At 71.4% G+C, this 22,821-nt stretch carries 22 protein-coding genes; 13 read left to right on the top strand and 9 right to left on the bottom strand.

The window, feature by feature from the left end:
* Positions 1-181: 181 nt before the first annotated feature.
* Entirely contained in the window at positions 182-487 is a 306-nt protein-coding gene (locus SPRI_RS00430; protein WP_005322088.1) for a PadR family transcriptional regulator, read from the bottom strand.
* A 68-nt stretch (positions 488-555) separates the two neighbouring features.
* Complete coding sequence (locus SPRI_RS00425; RefSeq protein ID WP_037775666.1) at positions 556-1,002, bottom strand: MarR family winged helix-turn-helix transcriptional regulator; 447 nt, start codon at positions 1,000-1,002, stop codon at positions 556-558.
* Between the two features lie 84 nt (positions 1,003-1,086).
* On the opposite strand from SPRI_RS00425, the gene SPRI_RS00420 reads away from it, so the two are divergent.
* Together SPRI_RS00420 and SPRI_RS00415 are read left to right on the top strand one after the other, a co-directional pair.
* A complete protein-coding gene (locus SPRI_RS00420) occupies positions 1,087-1,794 on the top strand; it encodes a hemerythrin domain-containing protein (RefSeq protein ID WP_005322090.1) in 708 nt (235 codons plus the stop codon).
* A gap of 296 nt (positions 1,795-2,090) precedes the next feature.
* Positions 2,091-2,852: a MerR family transcriptional regulator gene (locus tag SPRI_RS00415; protein ID WP_005322092.1), complete on the top strand. Its 762-nt coding sequence runs from the start codon at positions 2,091-2,093 to the stop codon at positions 2,850-2,852.
* 179 nt (positions 2,853-3,031) lie between these two features.
* On the opposite strand, the gene SPRI_RS00410 is transcribed toward SPRI_RS00415, so the two are convergent.
* Together SPRI_RS00410 and SPRI_RS00405 are read right to left on the bottom strand one after the other, a co-directional pair.
* On the bottom strand, positions 3,032-3,898 hold the full coding sequence (locus SPRI_RS00410) for a GNAT family N-acetyltransferase (protein ID WP_037777449.1): 867 nt from the start codon (positions 3,896-3,898) through the stop codon (positions 3,032-3,034).
* 143 nt (positions 3,899-4,041) lie between these two features.
* On the bottom strand, positions 4,042-5,058 hold the full coding sequence (locus SPRI_RS00405) for an ArsR/SmtB family transcription factor (RefSeq protein ID WP_005322096.1): 1,017 nt from the start codon (positions 5,056-5,058) through the stop codon (positions 4,042-4,044).
* A 177-nt stretch (positions 5,059-5,235) separates the two neighbouring features.
* Here SPRI_RS00405 and SPRI_RS00400 point away from each other — a divergent pair, with 177 nt between their 5' ends.
* From SPRI_RS00400 to SPRI_RS00390, 3 genes are all read left to right on the top strand, one after another.
* Positions 5,236-5,655 carry a peptidoglycan-binding domain-containing protein gene (locus SPRI_RS00400; protein WP_005322097.1) on the top strand — a complete coding sequence of 140 codons (420 nt, stop codon included), beginning with the start codon at positions 5,236-5,238 and terminating at the stop codon, positions 5,653-5,655.
* 218 nt (positions 5,656-5,873) lie between these two features.
* Positions 5,874-7,961: a peptidoglycan-binding protein gene (locus SPRI_RS00395; RefSeq protein WP_053556606.1), complete on the top strand. Its 2,088-nt coding sequence runs from the start codon at positions 5,874-5,876 to the stop codon at positions 7,959-7,961.
* Positions 7,961-9,817 carry a PhoX family protein gene (locus SPRI_RS00390; protein WP_053556605.1) on the top strand — a complete coding sequence of 619 codons (1,857 nt, stop codon included), beginning with the start codon at positions 7,961-7,963 and terminating at the stop codon, positions 9,815-9,817. The genes SPRI_RS00395 and SPRI_RS00390 overlap by 1 nt, the downstream gene beginning before the upstream one ends.
* Before the next feature lie 63 nt (positions 9,818-9,880).
* On the opposite strand, the gene SPRI_RS00385 is transcribed toward SPRI_RS00390, so the two are convergent.
* Both SPRI_RS00385 and SPRI_RS00380 read right to left on the bottom strand, forming a co-directional pair.
* Positions 9,881-10,267, bottom strand: coding sequence for a VOC family protein (locus SPRI_RS00385; protein WP_005322101.1), 387 nt, complete (start codon positions 10,265-10,267; stop codon positions 9,881-9,883).
* A 307-nt stretch (positions 10,268-10,574) separates the two neighbouring features.
* Positions 10,575-10,778, bottom strand: a complete 204-nt coding sequence (locus SPRI_RS00380; RefSeq protein ID WP_005322104.1) for a cold-shock protein — start codon at positions 10,776-10,778, stop codon at positions 10,575-10,577.
* A 526-nt stretch (positions 10,779-11,304) separates the two neighbouring features.
* Between SPRI_RS00380 and SPRI_RS00375 the strand changes: the two genes are divergently transcribed.
* Positions 11,305-12,345, top strand: coding sequence for a phosphotransferase family protein (locus SPRI_RS00375; RefSeq protein ID WP_234020480.1), 1,041 nt, complete (start codon positions 11,305-11,307; stop codon positions 12,343-12,345).
* A 34-nt stretch (positions 12,346-12,379) separates the two neighbouring features.
* Complete coding sequence (locus SPRI_RS38365) at positions 12,380-12,544, top strand: hypothetical protein (protein ID WP_158685257.1); 165 nt, start codon at positions 12,380-12,382, stop codon at positions 12,542-12,544.
* 112 nt (positions 12,545-12,656) lie between these two features.
* Here SPRI_RS38365 and SPRI_RS00370 read toward each other — a convergent pair whose 3' ends face one another.
* Positions 12,657-13,271 (bottom strand): dihydrofolate reductase family protein, encoded by a 615-nt coding sequence (locus SPRI_RS00370; RefSeq protein WP_037775668.1) that lies wholly within the window; start codon positions 13,269-13,271, stop codon positions 12,657-12,659.
* Between the two features lie 235 nt (positions 13,272-13,506).
* On the bottom strand, positions 13,507-14,523 hold the full coding sequence (locus tag SPRI_RS00365) for a LacI family DNA-binding transcriptional regulator (protein WP_005322109.1): 1,017 nt from the start codon (positions 14,521-14,523) through the stop codon (positions 13,507-13,509).
* Between the two features lie 283 nt (positions 14,524-14,806).
* Between SPRI_RS00365 and SPRI_RS00360 the strand changes: the two genes are divergently transcribed.
* The 4 genes from SPRI_RS00360 to SPRI_RS00345 all read left to right on the top strand — a co-directional run bounded on the left by SPRI_RS00360 (position 14,807) and on the right by SPRI_RS00345 (position 19,883).
* On the top strand, positions 14,807-16,123 hold the full coding sequence (locus SPRI_RS00360) for an ABC transporter substrate-binding protein (RefSeq protein ID WP_005322111.1): 1,317 nt from the start codon (positions 14,807-14,809) through the stop codon (positions 16,121-16,123).
* Positions 16,124-16,384: 261 nt separating this feature from the next.
* A complete protein-coding gene (locus SPRI_RS00355) occupies positions 16,385-17,407 on the top strand; it encodes a carbohydrate ABC transporter permease (RefSeq protein ID WP_005322114.1) in 1,023 nt (340 codons plus the stop codon).
* Positions 17,404-18,327, top strand: coding sequence for a carbohydrate ABC transporter permease (locus tag SPRI_RS00350; protein WP_005322116.1), 924 nt, complete (start codon positions 17,404-17,406; stop codon positions 18,325-18,327). Before SPRI_RS00355 ends, SPRI_RS00350 begins: the two co-directional genes overlap by 4 nt.
* A gap of 107 nt (positions 18,328-18,434) precedes the next feature.
* On the top strand, positions 18,435-19,883 hold the full coding sequence (locus tag SPRI_RS00345) for a GH1 family beta-glucosidase (RefSeq protein ID WP_005322118.1): 1,449 nt from the start codon (positions 18,435-18,437) through the stop codon (positions 19,881-19,883).
* A 369-nt stretch (positions 19,884-20,252) separates the two neighbouring features.
* On the opposite strand, the gene SPRI_RS00340 is transcribed toward SPRI_RS00345, so the two are convergent.
* Positions 20,253-21,398 carry a glutathione-independent formaldehyde dehydrogenase gene (locus tag SPRI_RS00340; protein WP_005322120.1) on the bottom strand — a complete coding sequence of 382 codons (1,146 nt, stop codon included), beginning with the start codon at positions 21,396-21,398 and terminating at the stop codon, positions 20,253-20,255.
* 260 nt (positions 21,399-21,658) lie between these two features.
* On the opposite strand from SPRI_RS00340, the gene SPRI_RS00335 reads away from it, so the two are divergent.
* Both SPRI_RS00335 and SPRI_RS00330 read left to right on the top strand, forming a co-directional pair.
* Positions 21,659-21,850, top strand: coding sequence for a hypothetical protein (locus SPRI_RS00335; RefSeq protein WP_005322122.1), 192 nt, complete (start codon positions 21,659-21,661; stop codon positions 21,848-21,850).
* Positions 21,851-21,979: 129 nt separating this feature from the next.
* A complete protein-coding gene (locus SPRI_RS00330; RefSeq protein WP_005322124.1) occupies positions 21,980-22,810 on the top strand; it encodes an MIP/aquaporin family protein in 831 nt (276 codons plus the stop codon).
* Positions 22,811-22,821: the final 11 nt, after the last annotated feature.

The following is a 22,821-nucleotide window of genomic DNA, read 5'->3' as shown; positions in this document are numbered from 1 at the left end:
CCGGCGGACGCGCATACGCTGCCGCCCTCTGCCTCGTCGGGAGGACCGCCCTCGACACGACTGCCCACGGCAGAGGGCCAGTTCCGACGCCGGGCAGGGGGAGCCGACCGGGGGCGGGCGCGCCCGCCGCGACAGCCCCCGTCCGCCGGGCCCGCCGGCCCCGCGCGGCCGACCCGCCGGCCTACGGGGCGTCGTCGCCGAGGACCTCGCGGGCGAGTTCCCTGAGTGCCCGGCGGTCCTCGGCGAGGGCCCGCCTCCCCGCTTCGGTCGCCCTGTAGACGCGCCGGGCGCGGCCGTCGACCACCCGCTGCTCGGAGACCAGCAGCCCGTCCGCCTCCAGCCGGTGCAGCGTCGGATACAGGGTGCCGGGGCTGATCCGGTAGCCGTGGGAGGCCAGTTCCTCGGTCATCCACGCACCGTGGATCTCCTCCTCGGCCGCGTGATGCAGGATGTGCAGCCGCACCGCACCCCGCTGGAACTCCCGCACCCGGGAACACCTCCTGGCAGTGACGAAACCGATATCGGCCTTCGAGTCTATGCCGCCGTCCGGGCCGGTCACCGCCTGCCGTCGGCCTGCTCACGGCGGTCCAGCTCCTCCAGCAGCCGGCGCAGCAGGCCCCGCGTCCGGCCGATCTCCTCCTCGGGGAGGGCCGCGAAGAGCGTGCGATGGACGGCCGAGGCCCGCGTCGTGACGCGGGCCAGGACCTCCTGGCCCTGCGGGGTGAGCGCCAGCAGCGGGGAACCGCGGTGATCGGGGTTGGCCGTGTATGCGGCATGGCCGAAGGTCACGAGATCGTTGGCGACGCGCTGCACGTTCTGCCGGCTGACACCCAGGCGGCGTGCGGCCTGCGGCACCGTGAGCGCGGTCTCGGAGACCACGCTCAACACCTGCCAGCGGGCCTGGGTGAGACCTTCCGCCTGCGCGGTGTGCTCGCCCAGCCGGCGCAGCGCCCCCGCGGCCTCGAACACATCGGCCACGAGCAGGGCCATCTCGTCGGACACCGCTACCTCCTTTGACAACATGTTGTCTGTGTGTGAATGTGTTGTCAGTGTACTCGGGGATCCTGAAGAAAGAGCAGCGGAGTCATGCCGAGAATCGATCTGTACCGCACCGTTCACATGGGCCAGCGCGAGCGGCTCTTCGCCCTCGCCGTCGAGACCGGCGCCGCGGACACCGCGGAGCCCGAGTGCGCCGGGCACCTGGCCAAGCGCTGCCTGGCCATGACACAGGAGCTCCGCGAGCACGCCGACCACGAGGACCGCTTCATCCATCCACTGCTGCGGGAGCGGGCGCCGGAAGCGGCCGACGCGCTCGACGCCGAGCATGTGCGCCTCGACGCGGCACTCACCGCACTGGACGACCGGGCACGTCGGCTGCCGACGACACCGGCCGGGTCGCTGCCCGACGCCCAGCACGGCCTCTACCTGGCCGTGAACGAGCTCATCAGCGCCTACCTGGCCCACCTGCACGCGGAGGAGACCGTGGCGATGCCCGCTCTGTGGGACCGCTGCAGCGACGCCGAACTGGGCGAGGTCTTCGCCGCCTTCAAGGCATCCCGCACCCCCGAGGAGAGCCTCGCCGACCTCCGCGGAATGCTGCCGTCCCTGCCGCCCGCCGTCCGGACGGCCATCGTGCGCGCCACCCTGGAAGCCGCGCCGGACGACGACGCGGGCCGCACCCTGGCCGCCGTCTCCACCACCCTCGACCCACGCCGGCGCAGCCGTCTCTACGACGACCTGGGGGCGCCGGAGGCGTGGGCACTTGTGGAGAGCGAACGCGAACAGGCCCACTGAGCCCGCGATCCGGCAGCCCGCCGTACTCTCGGCCCTCCACCGTCGCGGACGGCCCGGCACCCCGCAGGCCGCAAAGGGCTCCGGGCACGAAGCCCGACGAGGAGAGCGCCCCGCCCGGCTGCCCAAGGCGGCAGGAACACAGGCGCAGGCCCGGCCGGCGAGGTCCGGGCCCTGCTGCCGGACCCGGACCGGGCGAGCCCGGGCCTCGGGGTTGCAGTTGCCGCTGCGGCAGCTTCTACCGTCCTGAACAGGGCCGGAGAGACCGGCCCGGTGACGCGAGCGTGAAGGAGGCGGCAATGGACTGGCCCATCGCGGAGGTCGCCCGGATGTCGGGTGTGACCGCCCGGACCCTGCGGCACTACGACGAGATCGGCCTGTTGCCGCCCGCCCGGACCGGAGCCAACGGCCACCGCTACTACGAGGAGAACCAGCTCCTGCTGCTTCAGCAGATCCTCGTCCTGCGGGCGCTGGGCCTGGGGCTGCCGGAGATCGGCCGGATCCTGGCCGAGCAGGTCGACGAGGTGGAGGCCCTGCGCGGCCACCACCGGCGGCTGCTCGCCGAGCGGGACCGTCTCGAGGCCCTGGCCGGCACCGTCCGTCGCACGATCGCCGAACTGGAAAAGTCCAGGAAGGACGGCACACCCATGACCGCCATCAACCGACCGGAGAACCTGTTCGAGGGCGTCCGACCCGCCCAGTACGAGGAGAGCCTGCACGACTTCCCCGAGCATGCCGAGGCGATCGCCCGCAAGGTCGCCGCGATGACCGAGCAGGACGTCGAGGCCGGGCAGCGTGAACGCACGGCGCAGATGATCCGGCTGGCCGAGCTGATGGCCGGCGGCCACCCGGCCGACGCCGAGCCCGTCCAGGCCGAGGCCGACGCCCAGTACCGGGCCCTGAGCGAACTGCGGGCCGTCTCCGCCGAGGAGTACCGCGCCATCGGGCGCTCCTGCGTCGACAACGACGCCTGGCGCGCCGCGTACGAGGCAATCGCACCCGGCCTGGCCGCCTACCAGCGGGACGCCATCGAGGCGTATGCCGCCACCCGGCTGAGCTGAGCCGGCCCGGGCAGCCCACGGGAAGCCCCGCACAAGCGGCCCTGCCTGCCGCGCCGACAGGCTGCACCTCGCACTCCTCGGGGGCGGGCGAGGTGCAGCCCGTCACTCGCGCGGTCGGTCACCCGGCCTCGGCCGGAGCGGCAACTCCCCGCCCGGCTCCGCTTCCTGACGAGGAGGCACTAGGCGTCCCGGTACCTGTCCCGCACCTCGGGGCGTGGCCGGAAACCGGCCGACCTGTAGGTGGCGACGGCGCCGGCATTGGAGCTCGGGGTGCACACGATCGCGCTCGACGAACCCAGCTCCTCAAGCGCGGCCGCCGCGGCGACGGTGACCGCCACGCCGTAGCCCCGGCGGCGGTGCTCGCGGTGCACGCCCATCGGTTCGAGCAGCCCGGGCCTGCCCGGACCGGCCGACCACACCGTCACCACCGCCGCCGCGCCGCCCGCCTCGTCGTACGCGACCAGACACCGGGCGTCGGCGTACGGCAGCCCGGCCGCCATCGCGTGCCAGCGCTCCGCTGTGAACCTCGACCCGTCGAACGCTGCCCGAAGCGCGGTGGCGAACACGTGCGCCTGCTCCGGCCCGACCACCTCGATCCGCACGCCCGGGTCCTTCACCGGTTCCGTGAGGTCACGGCGCAGCGGCGTCCACGGCTCGTCGGTGCCCCAGCCGTCCTCGGACAGCAGATCCTGGACCAGCGCCCCCACCGGCGCCTCGACGTTCACCTTCCCCGCGGGCAGCACGCCGCGCTCCGGCCCGCTCACGTCCTCGGCCAACTGCCGCGCGAGTTCCTCGTCCTGCCGGGCGTCCGGCGCGATCGTCAGCCGCAACAGCCCGGGGCCGTCCAGCAGCCCGACGGCGAGAATCCGTCCGTCCCGGCGCCACGTCCTGACCGCCGCGGCGGTCGCCTCCGCACCTGACCGCCAGAACCAGCCCAGGTCCCCCGGATGCAGTTGCATCGGCGCCCCCTCGTACTGCCACTCCCGCAGCACGCCCACAGCCTCGCCCAGCCCGTCGACTTCCGGTGTGCCCAACACGATCGCCATACGCCGATCACACACCACCGCACCGACGGCCCGCACCCGGATTCCTGCCGGCCGCCATGGTGAGGAGTGGGGCGGAAGCGGGGCGAAGTGGTGCGGACCACCAAGACCCCGGACTTCGAGCGCGGGGAACCCCTCGCGGACCGCTACCGCTGGGCCCCCTCGTTCGACCCTCGTCGCCTGTTGGCGCGCAGCAGCGCGGCTCCGAGAGGAGTGAGCGTGTGCAGTACGGACGCCGCGTTGCGGCGGCTGGTGACGAGCCCCGCGTCCCGCAGGGCCCGGGCGTGCTGACTCGCGGAAGGCGCGGACACGCCGACGGCCCGGGCGAGTTCGCCGGTGGTGGCGCCGACGGCGGCGGCGCGCAGAACAGCGGCCCGGGTGCGGCCGAGCAGCGCCGCCAGGGACGCGCCGGAGCTGAACTCCTCCTTGAGCGTGGCCGGATGGGGTTCGTGATTGAGCGCGTAGATCAACACGGGATCGTGCGCGGTGTCGCCGAAGGTCACCGGGTTCCCCCAGCAGAAGTACGAGGGGACCAGGAGGAGCCCGCGGCCGTCGAGGCGCAGGTCGCGGTCCTCGGGATAGACCGTGTGCAGGACGGGACGCCGCCACTGCAGCACCGGCGCCCCGAGGTTCCGCAGGATCCCTTCCACGCCGTCGTCGAGCACCGCGCGGGCGCAGGCGGAACGTTCGGCCTCGATACGGGCCTGGATGACGTCGTGGTGAGGGGCGATGACCGTGTCGTGGTACGTCCGCATGGCCTTCACCAGGTCCTCGCGGAAGCCCGGCTCGGTCAGGCGTGGAGCCCAGGACGGGGCCCCACTGGTGTGGGCGAGGATGCCCACCTCTTCCATGACGCGGTGCTTCGGCGTGGCCAGGATCGCCTCCAGCCCGGCGTCGAGCCCGCCGGCGGACTCGGGCGGGGTGAGGAAGTCGGGGAAGTACGCGGCACGCGGAACGAGCGGCAGCAGCAGGGTGCGCAGAGTACGGACGAATCCTGTGGCATGCAGCTGCGCGCGCGCCGTGCGGTGCCAGTCGGCGTAGGCCCAGCGGCCCTGACGGGACTGGAAGCGGTGCAGGCTGGTGCAGATCTCCCACAGTGGGTCCGGTGCGGCCGCGACACGGGTGCGGGCCAGGTCGGCATCGGTGAAGTGGATCCGGAGCACTCGATTCCCCCTCGTGTCCTGGGCACTTTCGGCAGGGCCGAAGAGCCTGGATGGTCAGGCTCACCTCAGAGACGCTGACCCGGCAAACCGGCGCGCGGGGGAGCGGGCCGGCAGCGGTGCGGCCAGTCGCAGCGGAGACTCCGGCAGCGCACCCGATTCGACTACGGAGGCAGGGCATTGAGGCGTCCAACGAAACTCGCAGCGGTCACAGCGGTCATCGGCACGGCGCTGCTGGCACCCGCGGGCCCGGCCGCCGCCGCTCCGCCGGCAGCGGCCACGGCCGGCATCCAGGCGTACTCCTGCGACGTGACGACGACGGGGGACAAGCTCTACGCCGGGTACTACAGCGGCGAGAGCGTCACTCCTTCTTCGACATCGGTCACGGCGGCGGGCAAGGAGGCTCAGTGCCTGCTCCGGAAGAGGGGGTTCGACCCGGGGACCGTCGACGGCATCTTCGGAAGCAACTCGCAGACCGCCGCGAAGAAGTTCCAGCTCTACGTCAACGGCCGCTGCGGACGAGCGGTCCTGGACGTGGACGGCAAGGTCGGCCCCAGGACCTGGCCGTACCTGCGCCAGGTCGCCTTCTGCTTCGAGTGACCCACCGGCACCGCCGAGCCGATACCTGCGAGCCCTGCCGAGCCCCGGCGCCCGGCGCTCGACCCGACCTGACCCGAACCGGCCCGGCGCCTGACCCGAACCGAACCGGCCCGACCCGGCCCGGCACGGCGCGCCCGACCCGCCCGGCGCCCGGCCTCCGCCCGCGACCGCTCCACCGCCCCGGCAAGACGCACCCTCATGGAAGGAAGCCCCGCACCATGCCGATTCACCTTCGTCCTCGATCGGACTGGGCCCAGCACGTCGCCGAGGACCCACGGATCCCCCTGCTCATGGTGCGACTCGGCAAGACCGCTGCCGGAGTCGAGAAGTACGCGGAGACAGCCACTGCGAACGAGAACTCGTGGGAGCCGTGGACCGGAGGCGTCTTCATCCACCACCGGGGGGAAGGAACGTTCCGGCCCGAATCGGAGGGCGACTGCCAGCGCGAAATAGCCCGGGCCTGGGCGAGCGGGTTCTTCGACGTCGACGACATCCACTACAACTTCCTCGTCTGCCCGCACGGGCAGATCTACGAAGGCCGGGGATACCGCAGGGCCGAAGGGAACGCCCCCGGCTACGTGAACGGTGTCGGCCGCAACACCGGCTTCTATTCGATCTGCGGCCTTCTCCGCTCGCAGGACGCCCCCGCCAAGGCCATGCGGGATTCGATCAAGAACCTGATCTGGCATCTGCGGGCCGAGGTATCGGCCTCGAAGAGAGCCGGCGGCCTCCTGCTGCCCCACTCACTGGGCTACGACACGGAGTGCCCCGGAAACCTCACCTCGTACGCGGCCGCCCGCTCCGAAATGGACCCCGGCATGCCCGTGGCCGGCAAGGAACCGGACGGCCTGCAGATCATCTCCCGCAGCCAGTGGGGAGCCCGCCCGCCCCGCGACGAGGACCGCGTCACACCGTCGCAGCGCACAGGATTCGCCGTCCACTACTCGGCCGGTCCGACCTCCCAGACACCCCGGGCCATCCAGAACTACCACATGGACGGCAACGGCTGGTGGGACATCGGCTACAACTTCCTGGTCGACCGGTCCGGCCGGATCTTCGAGGGACGCGGCTGGATGACCGTCGGCGCACACGCGAAGGACTACAACACCAGCCACTTCGGCGTGTGCTTCATCGGGCGGGACGGCGACGCCACCCAGGCGGCCAAGAACTCCATACGCAGCCTCTACTTCAAGGCCAACGACTACGCCGGGAAGACACTCACCAGGACCTATCACAGCGCGATCGGCTCCACCCAGTGCCCCGGCAACGACCTGCGGACCTGGGTCCGCAACGGCATGCCCGGCACCACCTACCCCATCGTCGGCGGCTCGCCCGTCTACAACGGCGAACCCCCGGGCGACGGCTCCGCCGGCGGCCTCACCGACGTACGCTCTATCGCCTCGCAGCAGCGAGCCGTCAACGGCCTCGGATACACACCCCCGTTGGACGTCGACGGCCTCTTCGGCCCGCTCACCAACACCGGCGTCAAGTGGCTGCAGACCAAGGTCGGCGTCAGCGCCGACGGCCTGTGGGGCCCGTTGACCGAGGCGGCCTACGTCGCGTACAACGGCGGCGGCGGATCGGACGGCGGCCTGACGACGATCCGCACCGCCGCCGCGCAGCAGCGTGCGGTCAACGGCCTCGGATACACACCCCCGTTGGACGTCGACGGCGTCTTCGGCCCCCTGACCGAGTCCGGCGTCAAGTGGCTGCAGACCAAGGTCGGCGTCGGCGCCGACGGCCTGTGGGGCCCCGCCACCGAAGCCGCCTACGTGGCCCACACGGGCGGGTCGGCCAACGCCGACGGCGGACTGACCACCATCCGCTCGGTCACCGCCCAGCAGTACGCCGTCAACGGCCTCGGCCACACGCCGAAGCTGGACGTCGACGGCCTCTTCGGCCCGAGGACCGAGGCCGGCGTCAAGTGGCTGCAGACCAAGGTCGGCGTCGACCCCGACGGCCTGTGGGGCCCCGCCACCGAAGCCGCCTACGACCGCTACGAGGGCGGCGCCGGACTGACGGTGGACGGCACCTTCGGCCCGGCCACCGTCACCGCACTGCAGTACGCGATCGGCGCCAGTGCCGACGGCGTATGGGGACCGGAATCCAAGCGCGCCCTGCAGCAGCACCTCAACACCTGGGCCGACGCCGGCCTGATCGTCGACGGCGACACCGGCCCGGCCACGGTGAAGGCCATGCAACGCCACCTCAACACCATGACCGGCGCCGGCCTGACCGTCGACGGCGACTGGGGCACGGGCACGACCAAGGCCCTGCAAACCGCACTCAACCAGGGGAGATTCTGATGAGGGACGACCGCCACGCCGACGCGGACACCGCCCGCCCCGACGCAACGGGCCCCTCCAGACGGAACATCGTCGCCGGCGGAGCCCTCGCCGCCGCCGGACTGCTCGTCCTCGGCGCCCCGCAAGCAGCTGCCGCGCCATCGGCCGGCCGGTCCGCCACGGCACGCCGGCCCCTGGCGCCCTTCACCGCCGTGGCCGCGAGCGAGTCGGACACGGTCACCGTCCCCACGGGCTGCACCGCGACCGTCCTCGCACCCTGGGGCCGCCCGATCCGCGCGTCCGGACCACGGTGGCGGACCGACGCCGGCGACACGGCTGCCGAGCAGGCCCAGCAGGTCGGCAGCCACCACCACGGCGTGCAGTTCTTCCCCCTGGCCGACGGAGCGGCAGGCAACCGGCACGGACTGCTGGTGATCGGCCACGAGGCCACCGACCCCGACCTGCTGGGCGGCGGAGCCGACAAGGCGATCGCCGCCCAGGGCCTCACCGTGCTCGAGGTGCGCCGGTCCGCCGGGACCTGGCAGGCGGTGGACTCGGCCCGCAACCGGCGTGTCACCGGCGACACACCCGTGCGGTTCTCCGGCCCGGTGGCCGTCGACGGCAGACCGCGCGGCGTGCTGGCCTGCAGCGGCCACGGCATCACCCCCTGGGGCACCTACCTGGCGGCCGAAGAGAACGTCAACGCCGCATTCGGCACCGACGACCCCCACTGGCGACGCGACGAACAGCACGTGCGCTACGGCCTGTCCGCCAACGGCTTCGGCCACCCCTGGCACCACTTCGATGCGCGGTTCGACCTGGCCGCCCCCGAAGCGAGACCGGAGGAATTCGGCTGGATCGTGGAACTGGACCCCCACGACCCCTCCGCCCTGCCCGTCAAACGGACCGCCCTCGGACGCTTCGCCCACGGCAGCGCCACCGTGACCGAGACCGCCGGACGCCTGGTGCTCCACAGCACCGACGCCGAGGACGGCGGACACCTCTACAAGTTCGTCAGCTCGGACAACTGGCGCCGGCTGCGCGACCTCGGCAGGAGCCCGCTCGACCACGGCACCCTCTACGCGGCGAGGATCTCACCCGACGGCACCGGCCGGTGGCTGCCCCTCACCCACGGCCACGGCCCACTGACCCGCGCCAACGGCTGGCACGACCAGGCCGACGTCCTGGTACGAGCCCGGACGGCCGCGGACGCCCTGGGCGCCACCCCCCTCGCCCGGCCCGAACGGGTCGCCGTCAGCCCGCTCGACGGCCGGGTCTACCTGGCACTCGCCAACAGCACCGGAAGCTCCCCGTGCGCCGGCGAAGCCGCGAACGGCACCACGCACACGCCGTGCGCGCGGAGCGCCGACCCCTACGGCCGCGTCATCCGCTGGCGCGAGAGCGAAGCAACACCGGACAGGGACGGGGACGGCGCGACGCCGCTCTCCTTCCACTGGGAGGAGTTCCTCACCCCCGACGACCCCGCCCTGAGGGCCGACGGCGCGTTCGCCGCCCCCAAAGGCCTGTGGTTCGGCGCGGACGGCACACTCTGGATCTCCACCGGCGTCTCCGGCCACACGCTGAACGGCCCCGACGACATCCACCGGACGGCCGGGAACAACGCCCTGCTGGCCGCCGACCCCACCACCAAGGAGGTCCGCCGTTTCCTCACCGCCCCACGCGGCGCCGAGGTCACCGGCGTCACCAGCACCCCGGACGGACAGACACTGTTCGTCAACATCCAGCACCCGGGGGAGCGCACGGCACGCTGGGGCGCCCCCGGCCCGGACAACCCCCGCGCCGTCAGCAACTGGCCGGACCACAGCAGGAACGGCCGCCCGCGCTCCGCCACCGTCGCCGTGCACCGCACCACCTGAACCACCGGCACGCGGAACGCCTCCCCGGCCCGCCGACCCTGACACCACCCCGGCCCGGGACCTTCAGGGGCGGTAACGCAAGGGATGGTTCTCGGGTACCTCCACGACAGCGATACGCACCCCGTCCGGGTCCGCGATCCACATCTCGATCAGCCCCCAGGGCTCCATCACGGGAGCACGCAGCACCTCCACCCCGGCTGCCCGCAGCTCCTCGAACGCCGCCTGCACGTCCTCGACCTGCAGCCACAGCCCAAGGCCCGGCGCCGGCGGGTTCTCGGAGCGCCCCGAGACCTCCAGGAACCCGCCGCCCAGGAAATAGACCGTGCCCCGCTCCGGCCCCGTCCCGAACTCGCGACTGACGGCGAGCCCCAACGCCCCGCCGTAGAAGGCGCGGGAACGGTCCGGATCCGTCGGACGCAGCAAAACCCTGCTGCCGAGTACATGCACCATGCCTGGGAACCTACGGCGTCCCCGCCCCGCCGGGCCGGTGATTCCACTCGCGCCGCGAACTGCTCTCACCCACCGGGCGCAGACCCCGGTGGCCGGCGCCCCGGCCCGCGCGGACGAGCCGGCAACCGGCCCCCGTGGAGCCGGGGAAGTGGAGCACCGCATCGGTCACCGAGGTCATCACGACACAGCGGCAGGCGGAGGCACGCCGGCACACTCCGGCCCCGGCAGCCGGCCGACCCGGTACCCGCTCTTCACCGACTGGGCGCGGGCGGACCGCTGACGGCCAGGAGCGGCGGCGGAAGGGTGGTCAGGCGGGTGTGACGTTCTCCGCCTGGGGCCCCTTGGGCCCCTGTGTCACGTCGAACTGCACCTTCTGCCCCTCGAACAGCTCACGGAATCCGGTACTGGCGATGGCCGAGTAATGGACGAACACGTCCGGCCCGCCGCCGTCCTGCTCGATGAAGCCGAAGCCCTTCTCCGGGTTGAACCACTTCACGGTGCCGGTGGCCATGGCGATCTCCTTGTTCCATACGAAAAACGACTCCCGCGCATCCTGCGGGTGCCATGGTGAGATCGTCTTCGCCTCGCGCGCCCATGCGACGCAGACACGCCCACGCGAGGACACAAAGGTGCCCACGACGCGGAACCGAGGAACAGAGCGCACTGGGGTGCCGGCGCGGGATCGCAGGCGCCGGCGACGCTCCCGCACACGGGCCGGGAGCAGGCCACCACGACGGCGACGCGCGGGATCGCCGCACCTGCCCACGAAGCGCTTCGACACGGAGGAAAGCCCTGGTGCCGCCCCGTCGGCCCTGAAAAACTGTCAACCGCTTCCTGCAGTGGCCGGTTGAAGCGACTCGATGGACGGAGGGTCACGTGCGGCACAACGGTGCCTGTACCGCACAACGCGCACAAAGTCGGTCCGCGACACTCCGGTCGCCCCGGGCCCGACGGCCCCCGATACCCGGGCCCCTACGGGCGCGCAGCGCCGCCGCCCATGCCCGCCCGGCCGGGCACGTACCAGTCGGCGGTGCGCGGTGAACGCCCCCGCCAAGCCCTCCGGCACCACCTACGAACGCGCCGTGCACAGGCTCCGTCGCGCGCTCGGCCCGGTCGACGTGGCCGGCGGACGGGCACTGACCGGCGGCCTCTACAACTGCGTCCACCTGTTCGAACTCGCGGACGGCCGACGCCTCGTGCTCAAGTCCGCACCCTCGGCGGAAGCCCCCGCGCTCACCCATGAACGGCAGCTGCTGGGCACCGAGACGATCTTCCATCGTCTCGCCGCCACCAAGGGCGTAAGCGTCCCCACGGTCCTCCACTACGAACCCGCCGGTCCCGACGACCCCGGCGAATGGCTCCTGCTCGACTTCCTCGCGGACAGCACGTGGAGCGAGGTGGGGGAGGATCTGCCCGCCGACGGACGGCCCGCACTCCGCCACCGACTGGGTTCGGCCCTCGCCCGCACCGCCACCGCCACCGGCCCCCGGTTCGGCTACCCCCAACCCGTACCCGGACTGCAGGGAGACACCTGGCTGGAGGCCTTCACCGGCATGATGCACGCCGTCCTGAAGGACGCGTCCCGCTTCGGCTCACCGCTGCCCGCCGCCACCGACACGCTCGCCGCCCTCCCTGACCGCTTCGCAGACGCACTCGACGAGGTGAGCCGTCCCGCGCTCGTCCACTTCGACGCCTGGGAGGGCAACGTGATCCTCACCCGGGACGGGGACGGCGGATGGCGGTTCGGCGGCCTCATCGACGGGGAGCGCGCCTTCTTCGGTGACCCGCTGGCAGAACTCGTCGGCCTCGACCCGCTCGGCGCAGCCGAGGACGACCCCGACCTGATGGCCGGCTACCGCTCCGTCACCTCCGACCTGCCGACCACCACCCCCGCCGCCCGCAGCCGGCTCGCGCTCTACCGGATCTATCTCGCACTGATCATGCGCGTCGAAAGCATCCCGCGCGCATACGGCCCGGAACACTCCGCATGGCTTCGGTCCTGGTCCACCGAACGCATCACTCAGCAACTGGCCGTACTGGACCGACTCGCGGCCGGCCAGCGGCTGCCGAGCCCGTGACGGGCAGCGCAGCAACCCGTGCACCCGGTCCGACATGGGCCTCACCCTCCGCCCCGCCGAGGCCGGCCCCTGGCTTCAGCTGGGCAACTGGCCCGTGCTCTTTGACACGGCATCACCGCTCCCCAGCGACATGGACGGATCCTGGGTGGAGATCAGCGTCGAAGCAGACCACGTCGCCGTACACCCGTACCGGACCTGACACCACAAGATCAGCGGCAAGACCAATTCGTCCGCATCCGGCGGCCGGTGGCCACCTGCAGGCTCGCGGTGGACACCCGCAACCGGACGGCAAGTTCACGCGAACGACGTCCTCACAGCACGTCGTAGGTCAGATGCGTCGCGGTCGATGTCGACGTCACGCTGCGCTGCACCAGCGCCCGCCGCGCCACGCCCGTGAACAGCGGCGTCCCTGCGCCCAGTACGACGGGCGCGAGGTGCAGCGTCAGCTCGTCGACCAGCCCGGCGTCGAGCGCCGAGGCGACCGTGGCGCCGCCGCCCATGAGGACGACGTCGAGGTCCTTGCCGCTGTCCGACGACGCCGCCTCGGCCCGCTCGCGCGCGGCGGCGACGGCGTCGGGCAGACCGGTGGTGACGAACGTCCAGTCGAGGCCGGTGAGCCGCACCGACTCCGGCGGCGAGCTCGTCACGACGACGAACGCGGGCTTGCCGACCTCGCCGGCGCCGTAGCCGGTCGTGTCGTCCCAGCCGTTCGGCCCGTCGACCACGTCGAAGAGCCGGCGGCCGAGGACGACGGCGCCCGAGCGGACGGTCGCCTCGCGCAGGACCCGCCGGTCGTCGGGGTCGTCGGAGAACGCCCAGGTGTGCAGGGCCTCGCCGCCGGTGCCCAAACCATTGTCCGGGCCGGGGTCGGGGCCGGTGACGAATCCGTCGAGTGAGACCGAGATGTCAGCGATGATCCGAGTCATACAGGACAGACCCGATCCGCCGCACCGACTCATCGCTCACGCGAAGACCACCCGCGACGTGCGCCCCGCCACCGCGACGTGCCGCCTCCACCGCCCTCGACGTGCCCGCCCCGGCCGCGCCCGGCGAACCGCGCCCACCCAGGCCGCGCCGCCCCGGCCGCGCCCGACGGAGCGTGCCACGGCGAACCGCGCCCACCCCGCCCGGCCAAGGCCCACCCCCTGGCCGGGCCCGGACTCACGTGGAGTCGCGGACGACAAGCTCCGTGGGCAGGACGACATGCTGCCGAGGGGCGTCGGGATCGACGATCTCGGCCAGCAGGATCCTGGCGATGGTCCGCCCGATCTCCTCCACCGGCTGCCGCACCGTCGTCAGCGGAGGGTCGGTGTGCCGGGCGATGAAGGAGTCGTCGAAGCCGATCACCGCCACGTCCTGCGGAATGCGCCGGCCCTGCGCGCGCAGCTCGGTCATCGCGCCGACCGCCATCACGTCGGACGCCGCGAAGACGGCATCGAGACCAGGGACCCGTTCAAGAAGCGAACGCATCGCCTGCCTGCCGCCCTCCTCGGTGAAGTCGGCCGCGGCGACCAGGTGTTCACCGGAGTCCCGGCCCGCCGCGTCCAGGGCCTCGCGCCAGCCGCGCAGACGGCTCCGGCCGACGTCCATGTCGAGCGGGCCGGTGATCGTGGTGATGGTTTCCCGGCCCCGTTCCACCAGGTGCCGCACCGCGGCGGCCGCCCCGCCGACGTTGTCGGAGTGGGCGTGGCTCAGTGACTCGGCGGGGGAGCGGCGCCCGGCGAGCACCGTCGGCAGCCCCATGTCCTCGAGGAGACCCGGCAGCGGGTCCCGCTCGTGCACCGAGACCAGCAGGACGCCGTCCACCCGGCGCGCGGCGACCGAGTCGGTGAGCTGGTCCTGCTCGCCCTTGTCCCGTACGAGAACCAGCTGGAGCTGGGTGCGGGTGTCGGCCAGGCCGGTGCTGACGCCTCGGATGACCGCGGAGAAGTAGGGCTCGGAGCCCAGCCGGCTCTCCGACTCCGGGATCACCAGGGCGATCGAGTCGGTCCGGCTGGTGACCAGGCCCCGGGCGACGGAGTTGGGCACGTACCCCAGCTCCGAGATCGCCGCCAGGACCGCGTCCCTCGCCTCGTCGCTGACGAGCGGCGAACCGTTGATGACCCGCGAAACCGTCGTCCGGCCGACACCGGCCCGCGCGGCCACGGTCTTGATGGTCGGCCGCCGGCTGCCCCCCATGGCTCCTCCCTCGTCGATCGGCGTGATGCGCCGCCAGGCAGCGCATTGTGCCAGAAGTCGTCGCTGTCCCCGGCGGCCCGTCCGGACCGCCCGCAGGTGTACGTCGCGAGACGAACTGGTTTCAAGTTCTTGACAGGCATGCAGCAGGGCCGCCAGTCTTCGTGCACCTTGGTGGGCACGTTCCCATCGTACGTTGGGAACGTGCCCACCAGTGAATCGGGCCGCTCGGCGGGCCACCAGGTCCGCATTCCGGTGCGTCGGCACCGTCGCTGGGGAGGACACCATGAGCAGGAATCAGAAGCTGTTGCGTACAAGAATTACGGGCGCTGTCTCCGCAGTTGCCGCTCTCGGCCTGATCGTCGGCTGCAGCGGCGGCGGCGGTGACTCCGGCACCGGCGGCGGCGTCAAGGACGGCAAGGTCACCATCACCATGGGCCTCTTCGGCGTCATGGGGTACAAGGAGACCGGTCTGCTGGACCGCTACATGAAGGAGAACCCGAACGTCACGATCAAGGCCGAGGTGGCCGGTGACGAGCAGACCTACTACACGGCCCTGCAGACCCACCTGGCGGCCGGCAGCGGCCTGAAGGACATCCAGGGCATAGAGATCGGGCGGGCCAAGGAGCTCGTCGACACCCAGGCGGACAAGTTCGTCGACCTCGCCGGCGTACCCGGCATCGACCACTACCTGCCCTGGAAGCTCAGCCAGGTCACCACCCCGGACAAGAAGCTCATCGGGCTCGGCACCGACATCGGCCCGATGGCCGTCTGCTACCGCAAGGACCTGTTCGAGCAGGCCGGACTGCCCACGGACCGCAACGAGGTCGCCAAGCTGTGGGCGGGCGACTGGTCGAAGTACGTCCAGGCGGGCAAGGACTTCAAGGCCGGCTTCAAGGGCGACGGCGTCGCCTTCATGGACAGCGCCAGCGGCCTGTTCAACGCGATGATCTACGGCAACTCCGAGCAGTTCTACGACAAGGACGGAAAGCTGATCTACCGCGACAGCCCCACCGTCACCGGAGCGTGGGACCTCGCCTCGCAGGCCGCGACCTCGGGACTGACCGCCAAACTGCGCCAGTTCCAGCCCGGATGGGACCCGGGCCTGGCCAACAGCACCTTCGCCACCACCGTCTGCCCGGCGTGGATGCTCGGCCACATCACGGAGAAGGCCGGACCGAAGAACAAGGGCAAGTGGGACGTCGCCAAGGCCCCGAAGGGCGCCAACTGGGGCGGCTCCTTCCTCGGCGTGATGGAGCAGAGCCCCGTCAAGGAAGAGGCCAAGAAGCTGGTCGCCTGGCTGACCGCGCCCGAGCAGCAGGAGTTCGTCTTCCAGAAGCTCGGCAACTTCCCCTCCTCGCAGAAGGCGCTGACGTCGCCGGCCGTGACCGGGGCGAAGCAGGAGTACTTCGGCAACGCGCCCATCGGCGAGATCTTCGGCGCCGCGGCCCAGGAGATCCCCGACGAGCAGGTCCTCGGACGCAAGGACGGCACGATCAAGGACATCTTCTCGCAGGGCCTGACGCTGATCGAGTCCCAGAACAAGAGCCCGGAAGAGGCCTGGAAGACCACGGACGAGCGGATCGAGAAGGCCACCGGCTGAGTCCGCCCCCCTCCACCCCGGTGACCGCGCCGCCCGGTCGGGCACGCGGTCACCGGGACCCTGGGGCCCCTCGTTCGGATCTTGCCGGGCCCGCGTGCCCCGGCACCGCACCTCGCTGCGTTGCCGGCAGTCGCCGACGCTCCGCGGGACTCCCTGCTCCGCCTTGCGATGCACGGCACCGGACCCCGCTCGCTGATCCGGCCTGATCCGAACGACAGACCCCGGCCCTCCACCTCCAGGCCTCACAGGAAGGCTGTCCCCGTGGCCGCTTCCACCCCCGTCGCGCCGGCCGGCGGACCCGCCGGCAAGCACCCGGCGCCCGGCGCACCCGAAGACAGCGCGCCCCCGCGCCGGCGCGCCCTGCTCCACCGGCTGGACGTGCGCGGCGCGCCCTACGCCTTCGTCGCCCCGTTCTTCATCGTCTTCGCCGCCTTCAGCTTCTACCCGCTGGTCTACACCTCGTGGATCTCCCTGCACCGCGTCGAGCTCGCCACCATGAACGTCATGGAGTGGGTGGCGTTCGACAACTACGTCGCGCTGTGGGAGGACGAACGCTTCTGGAACGCCGTCGGCAACACCATCACCCTCGGCGTGATCTCCACCGTGCCGCAGCTGCTGATGGCCCTCGGTCTCGCCCACCTGCTCAACTACCGTATGCGCGGCTCGACCTTCTTCCGGGTCGCCGCCCTCACCCCGTACGCCACCTCCGTCGGCGCGGCCGCGCTCGTGTTCACCATGCTCTTCGAACGCGACTTCGGCATGATCAACTGGATGCTGGGCCTGTTCGGCTTCGACAACGTCGACTTCGAGAACAACAAGTGGGCCGCCCAGATCGCCATCTCGACGATCGTGATCTGGCGGTGGACCGGCTACAACGCACTGCTCTACCTCGCCGCCATGCAGGCCGTCCCGCGCGAGCGCTACGAAGCGGCCGCCATCGACGGCGCCTCACGCTGGCAGCAGTTCCTCACCGTCACCGTCCCCGGCATCCGCTCCACCATCGTCTTCACCATCGTGCTGTCGACGATCGGCGCGACCCAGCTGTTCGGCGAGCCCCTGATCTTCGGACAGGGCCCCAACGGCATCACCGGCGGCGCCGACAACCAGTACCAGACCCTCGGACTGCTGCTCTACGAGGAGGGCTGGAAGAACTACCAGATGGGCCGGGCCGCGACCGTCGCGTGGGTGATGTTCCTCCTGCTGGTCCTCGTGTTCGTCATCCAGCGCGTCGTCAGGCGCGCCGCGTCCCGCAGGTCCGCACCGACCAGGAGCACCGCATCATGACCACCGACAGCCTCCCGGCCCGGGCCGAGCCCAGGCCCGGTGACGTGCAGAAATCGACCGGCCGGACACGCCGCCGCCCGACGCTGCGCATACGGGCCGGCCGTCAGCACCACGCGGGCCCGCTCGCCTACGTGCTCCTCGCGATCGCGGCCCTCACCTCGCTCTTCCCGCTGTACTGGACGATGGTGGCGGCCTCGACCGACAACACGCGCGTCACCCAGACACCGCCGCCGCTGCTGCCCGGGCCGAACCTGTTCGAGAACCTGGCCCGGGCCTGGGACGAGGCCGCCATGGGCAAGGCGATGATCAACAGCCTGATCGTCGCCGGCTGCATCGCCCTGGCCACGGTGCTCTTCGCCACCCTGGCCGGGTTCGCCTTCGCCAAGCTGCGGTTCAAGGCACGCAACGTCCTGCTGATGCTGGTCATCGGCACGATGATGGTGCCGCCCCAACTCAGCGTCGTACCGCTGTTCATGATGATGAGCGACCTGGGCTGGGGGCAGAAACTGCCCGCCGTCATCTTCCCCACCCTGGTCAGCGCCGTCGGCGTGTTCTTCATGCGCCAGTACCTCGCCGAGGCCCTGCCCGACGAACTCGTCGAGGCGGGCCGGGTGGACGGCGCCCACTCGCTCCGCATCTTCTGGAGCATCGTTCTGCCGATCGCCAGGCCCGCGATGTCGGTCCTGTTCATGATCACATTCGTGCACGCCTGGAACGACTTCTTCTGGCCGTTCATCGCCCTGGACATGAGCAACCCGACGGTCCCCGTCGCGCTCACCCAGCTCAGCGCCGGATACATCCGCGACCAGTCACTGATCATGGCCGGCGCCCTCCTGGGCACACTGCCGCTCCTGGCGATGTTCGTCGTCTTCGGCCGGCAGATCGTCGGCGGCATCATGCAGGGCGCCGTCAAGGGCTGAGCCCCGTCAAGGCGTTGAACACCCTCGAGCGCCTTCGAGCGCCGACGAGCCCTCTCCCTTCTCCTCACCCCTCCTCACTTCCTCTCCCGCTCACCGGAAGGACCCCCGTGACCACCGCAACCCGGCACGTCGCCCCCGCCGCCCAGGCGCCCGCCACCCGCACCTTCCCGCAGGGCTTCCTGTGGGGCACGGCGACCGCCGCGTACCAGATCGAGGGAGCAGCCGCGCTGGACGGCCGCACCCCTTCCATCTGGGACACCTACGCCCGCACCCCGGGCAAGGTCCGCAACGGCGACACCGGCGACATCGCCACCGACCACTACCACCGCTGGCGCGAGGACGTCGCCATCATGGCCGACCTCGGCGTCGGCGCCTACCGGTTCTCCATCGCCTGGCCGCGCGTACAGCCCACCGGCCGCGGCCCGGCGGTACAGAAGGGACTGGACTTCTACCGCCGCCTCACCGACGAACTGCTCGACAAGGGCATCCAGCCCGTCGCCACCCTCTACCACTGGGACCTGCCGCAGGAACTCGAGGACGCCGGCGGCTGGCCCGAGCGGGCCACCGCCGACCGGTTCGCCCAGTACGCCGCACTCGCCGCCGACGCCCTGGGCGACCGGGTGCACACCTGGACCACGCTCAACGAGCCCTGGTGCAGCGCCTTCCTCGGCTACGGCTCCGGTGTGCACGCACCCGGCCGCACCGAGCCGGTCGCCGCCCTGCGCGCCGCCCACCACCTCAACCTCGCGCACGGCAAGGCGGTCCAGGCACTGCGCGCCAACCTGCCCGCCGCCGCGCAGGTGTCCGTCACCCTCAACATCCACCACGTCCGCCCGCTCACCACGGCGGAGCCCGACGTGGACGCCGCGCGCCGCATCGACGCCCTCGCCAACCGCGTCTTCACCGGACCGATGTTCGAGGGCGCCTACCCCGCCGACCTGCTGCGCGACACGGCCCACCTCACGGACTGGTCCTTCGTACGCGACGGCGACACCGCCGACATCAAGCAGCGGCTCGACTTCCTGGGCGTCAACTACTACACACCCACACTGGTCTCCGCCGCCGCCGACGGCACACACCACGGCTCCGACGGCCACGGCAGAAGCGACCACAGCCCCTGGCCGGGCGCCGACAACGTGGCCTTCCACCTCCCGCCCGGCAACACCACCGCCATGGGCTGGGCCGTCGACCCGACCGGCATGCACGACCTCCTGCTGCGCCTGAGCGCCGACCTGCCCGGCACACCCCTGGTGATCACCGAGAACGGCGCGGCCTTCGACGACTACGTCGACCCGAGCGGCGAGGTCCGCGACCCGGACCGGATCGCCTACCTCCACGGCCACCTCACCGCGGTCCACCAGGCGATCGAGGCGGGCGTGGACGTACGCGGCTACTTCCTCTGGTCCCTCCTCGACAACTTCGAGTGGGGCTACGGCTACAGCAAGCGCTTCGGCACGATCTACGTCGACTACCCCACGGGCAAGCGCATCCCCAAGGCAAGCTCACGCTGGTACGCGAACCTGGCACGCACCAGCACACTCACTCCCCTCGACTGACCCCGGCCCCGCCACGGGCCCCGCTGCCAAGCACCGGGGCCCTGGCACCCGCCCGCCCGACGCCCGCGGACCACGCTCCTCACCTCTCCTGCCGGACCACCAGCGGCGCTGGACGTGCTGCTCGAGGCTCTCGGCATCGGCAGGGAAGCCGTCACCTTCCGCGGCGAGGACAACACGGCCGGACAGGCGCCCGCCTCCACGACCTCACCGGGCCACGCAACGCACCGAACCGCTCACCAGCTGTCACCACCCAGCCCATCGGCCGCTCAGCAAGCCGCTGCGCCACCCACGGGAGACCACCACCGGCCGCACGGCCCCGGCCGGGGGCGGCCCCGCCGCGCCCCGGCCGGTCGGCCGTCCCGGATCAGGTCACCGGTTCGGGTGCAGGACGACCTTGGTGTAGCCCTCGACGCGCTTGTCGAACTTCTCGTACGCCGACGGTGCCTCGTCGAGCGACAGCTCGTGCGACACGACGAAGCCGGGCCGCGCCCGGCCCTCGATGATCATGTCGCGCAGCTGCCGGTTGTAGCGCTTGACGTTGCACTGGCCGGTGCCCAGGCGCAGTCCCTTCTCGAAGAGCCTGCCGATCGCCACGAGCAGCATGCCCTTCTTGGCCTGCTCGTCCGGCCCGCCGGGGTCGGCCGGCACGTACAGGCCAGGGATGCCGAGCGCTCCGGTCGGCCGGACCGTCTCGACGAGCGAGTTCAGGACGGTCGCCGGCTCCTCGCGCTCCTCGCCGCGTGCCTGGGACTGGGCCTGGTAGCCCACCGCGTCGATGCCCTTGTCGGTGCCTTCTCCCGCGGTCTGGTCCTTGATCTGCTCCACCGGACTGCCCTCGGTGAAGTTGACCGGGATCGCGCCGATCTCTTCGGCCTTCTGCAGCCGCTCGGTCACCCGGTCGACGACGAACACCTTCTTGGCGCCGCGCAGCATCGCGGAGTAGGCGGCCATCAGCCCGACGGGCCCGCCGCCGTACACCGCCACGCTCTCGCCCGGACGGACGTCGGCCAGCTCGTTGCCGTGGTAACCGGTGGGGAAGATGTCGGCGAGCAGGACGAAGTCGCTCTCGTGGGCGTCGCCCTCCGGGAGCTTCAGGCAGTTGAAGTCGGCATACGGCACCCGCACGTACTCGGCCTGGCCTCCGCTGTACGGCCCCATCGCGACGTAGCCGTACGCACCGCCGGCGAATCCGGGGTTCACGGTCACGCAGAAGCCCGTGAAGCCGGCCGTGCAGTTCTTGCAGAATCCGCAGGCGACGTTGAAGGGCATGACCACCCGGTCACCCGGCTTGAGGGACGACACGCCGTCCCCGGTCTCCTCGATGATCCCGAGGTTCTCGTGGCCGAAGACGATGCCCGGCTCGGCGGCGGTGCGGCCCTCGTACATGTGCAGGTCGGAACCGCAGATCGCTGTCGACGTCACGCGGACGATCACGTCGTTCGGGTGTTGGATCCCGGGCTTCTCCACTTGCTCGACCGCTACTTCGAACGGCCCCTTGTAGACGACGGCCTTCATGCTCACGCACCTCCGCTCGGCACTGCTGCTTTGCGTGCCTTCGTGCCTTCGTGCCTTCGTGCCTTCGTGCATTCGTGCTCCATCTCATGGTCCGCCCGTTGTTCCGCATGGGACAAATTGGCTACTGTCATTGCGTATGCGTGTATGCGCGGATTGCGCAAGCCGGGGACGAAACCCCCGGAAGACCAGCGGAAACACCAAGAAACCCGCGCGGAAACCCATAGAGGACCGCAGAGACCCGCAGAAAGAGAACCCGAACAGTGATACGACGCCTCGGAACCCTGCTCGTCCCCGTGTCCGGACTGTCCGGCACCACCTACCCGCCGGGAACCGCCGTGTCGATCAACGGCCGCGGGTCGGCCGTCGACGGTTTCGTCGACGGGGACTGGCTCCCCCTCGCCTGGTGGGAATTCGCCGAGAACCGCGGCGAGGACACCGCCGTCGAAGGCTGACCCGCCGCCCGCCTCCCCGCCGCAGGCTCCCCGGAGAGCCCACCCGAGATGCCGACCGCGCCCCTGCGGGAGAGCATGGCCGGGACGCGGCCGTAATCGGCCCGACCATCTGGGCGGGAGGCGCAGAACATGCCGGAACCGACGTCCAAGTCACGTCTCATCGGTGAACTCTCTGCCGAGTTCGCCGGCACCATGATCCTCATCCTCATCGGATGCGGTGTCGTCGCACAGGTCGTCGCAGGCGGTGCGCTGACCGACGGCGCACTGGGCGACCACGACAGCATCGCCTGGGCCTGGGGCCTGGGCGTCGTCCTGGGCGTCTACGTGGCGGCAAGGATCAGCGGCGCCCACATCAACCCCGCGGTGACCCTCGCCCTGGCGGCCTTCAAAGGCTTCCCGTGGCGCAAGGTCCTGCCGTACGCCCTGGCCCAGACCGCGGGCGCCTTCGTGGCCGCCCTGCTGGTGCGCTGGAACTACAGCGAGGTGCTGGCCAAGGCCGACCCCGGCCACACCGACAAGACGGAGATCGTCTTCTCCACCCTGCCGGGCAACGGCGGACTCCCGATCAGCCAGTTCGGCGCCTTCCGTGACCAGATCATCGGCACCGCCCTGCTGGTACTGCTCGTCTTCGCCGTCACCGACCTGCTCAACACACCGCCGGGCGCGAATCTCGCCCCCTTCATCATCGGCCTGATCGTCGTCGCCATCGGCATGGCCTGGGGAACCAACGCCGGCTACGCGATCAACCCCGCCCGTGACCTCGGACCCCGCCTGGCGGCATTCCTGACGGGCTACGGAGGCGCCTGGCGAGATCAGTACGGCGACCTCTACTTCTGGGTGCCCATCGCCGGCCCCCTGATCGGCGGCCTGGTCGGAGCGCTGCTCTACCGCCTGCTGATCAGCCGCTTCCTGCCCGTCGCCGAACAGGAACCCGGCCGGGTGCCCGCGCCGGACAAGTGACCGGACGAGTG

The sequence above is a fragment of the Streptomyces pristinaespiralis genome (assembly GCF_001278075.1).
Classification (GTDB): domain Bacteria; phylum Actinomycetota; class Actinomycetes; order Streptomycetales; family Streptomycetaceae; genus Streptomyces; species Streptomyces pristinaespiralis.
The sequence above is the reverse complement of the archived record's forward strand: the minus strand, read 5'-3'. Positions and strand labels throughout refer to the sequence as shown.

Coding starts and splice junctions, on each gene's coding strand:
- SPRI_RS00420 (WP_005322090.1), top strand. CDS start 1,087: ATGCCGAGAATCGATCTGTACCGCACCGTTCACATGGGCCAGCGCGAG.
- SPRI_RS00415 (WP_005322092.1), top strand. CDS start 2,091: ATGGACTGGCCCATCGCGGAGGTCGCCCGGATGTCGGGTGTGACCGCC.
- SPRI_RS00410 (WP_037777449.1), bottom strand. CDS start 3,898: ATGGCGATCGTGTTGGGCACACCGGAAGTCGACGGGCTGGGCGAGGCT.
- SPRI_RS00395 (WP_053556606.1), top strand. CDS start 5,874: ATGCCGATTCACCTTCGTCCTCGATCGGACTGGGCCCAGCACGTCGCC.
- SPRI_RS00390 (WP_053556605.1), top strand. CDS start 7,961: ATGAGGGACGACCGCCACGCCGACGCGGACACCGCCCGCCCCGACGCA.
- SPRI_RS00385 (WP_005322101.1), bottom strand. CDS start 10,267: ATGGTGCATGTACTCGGCAGCAGGGTTTTGCTGCGTCCGACGGATCCG.
- SPRI_RS00380 (WP_005322104.1), bottom strand. CDS start 10,778: ATGGCCACCGGCACCGTGAAGTGGTTCAACCCGGAGAAGGGCTTCGGC.
- SPRI_RS38365 (WP_158685257.1), top strand. CDS start 12,380: ATGGGCCTCACCCTCCGCCCCGCCGAGGCCGGCCCCTGGCTTCAGCTG.
- SPRI_RS00370 (WP_037775668.1), bottom strand. CDS start 13,271: ATGACTCGGATCATCGCTGACATCTCGGTCTCACTCGACGGATTCGTC.
- SPRI_RS00365 (WP_005322109.1), bottom strand. CDS start 14,523: ATGGGGGGCAGCCGGCGGCCGACCATCAAGACCGTGGCCGCGCGGGCC.
- SPRI_RS00360 (WP_005322111.1), top strand. CDS start 14,807: ATGAGCAGGAATCAGAAGCTGTTGCGTACAAGAATTACGGGCGCTGTC.
- SPRI_RS00350 (WP_005322116.1), top strand. CDS start 17,404: ATGACCACCGACAGCCTCCCGGCCCGGGCCGAGCCCAGGCCCGGTGAC.
- SPRI_RS00340 (WP_005322120.1), bottom strand. CDS start 21,398: ATGAAGGCCGTCGTCTACAAGGGGCCGTTCGAAGTAGCGGTCGAGCAA.
- SPRI_RS00330 (WP_005322124.1), top strand. CDS start 21,980: ATGCCGGAACCGACGTCCAAGTCACGTCTCATCGGTGAACTCTCTGCC.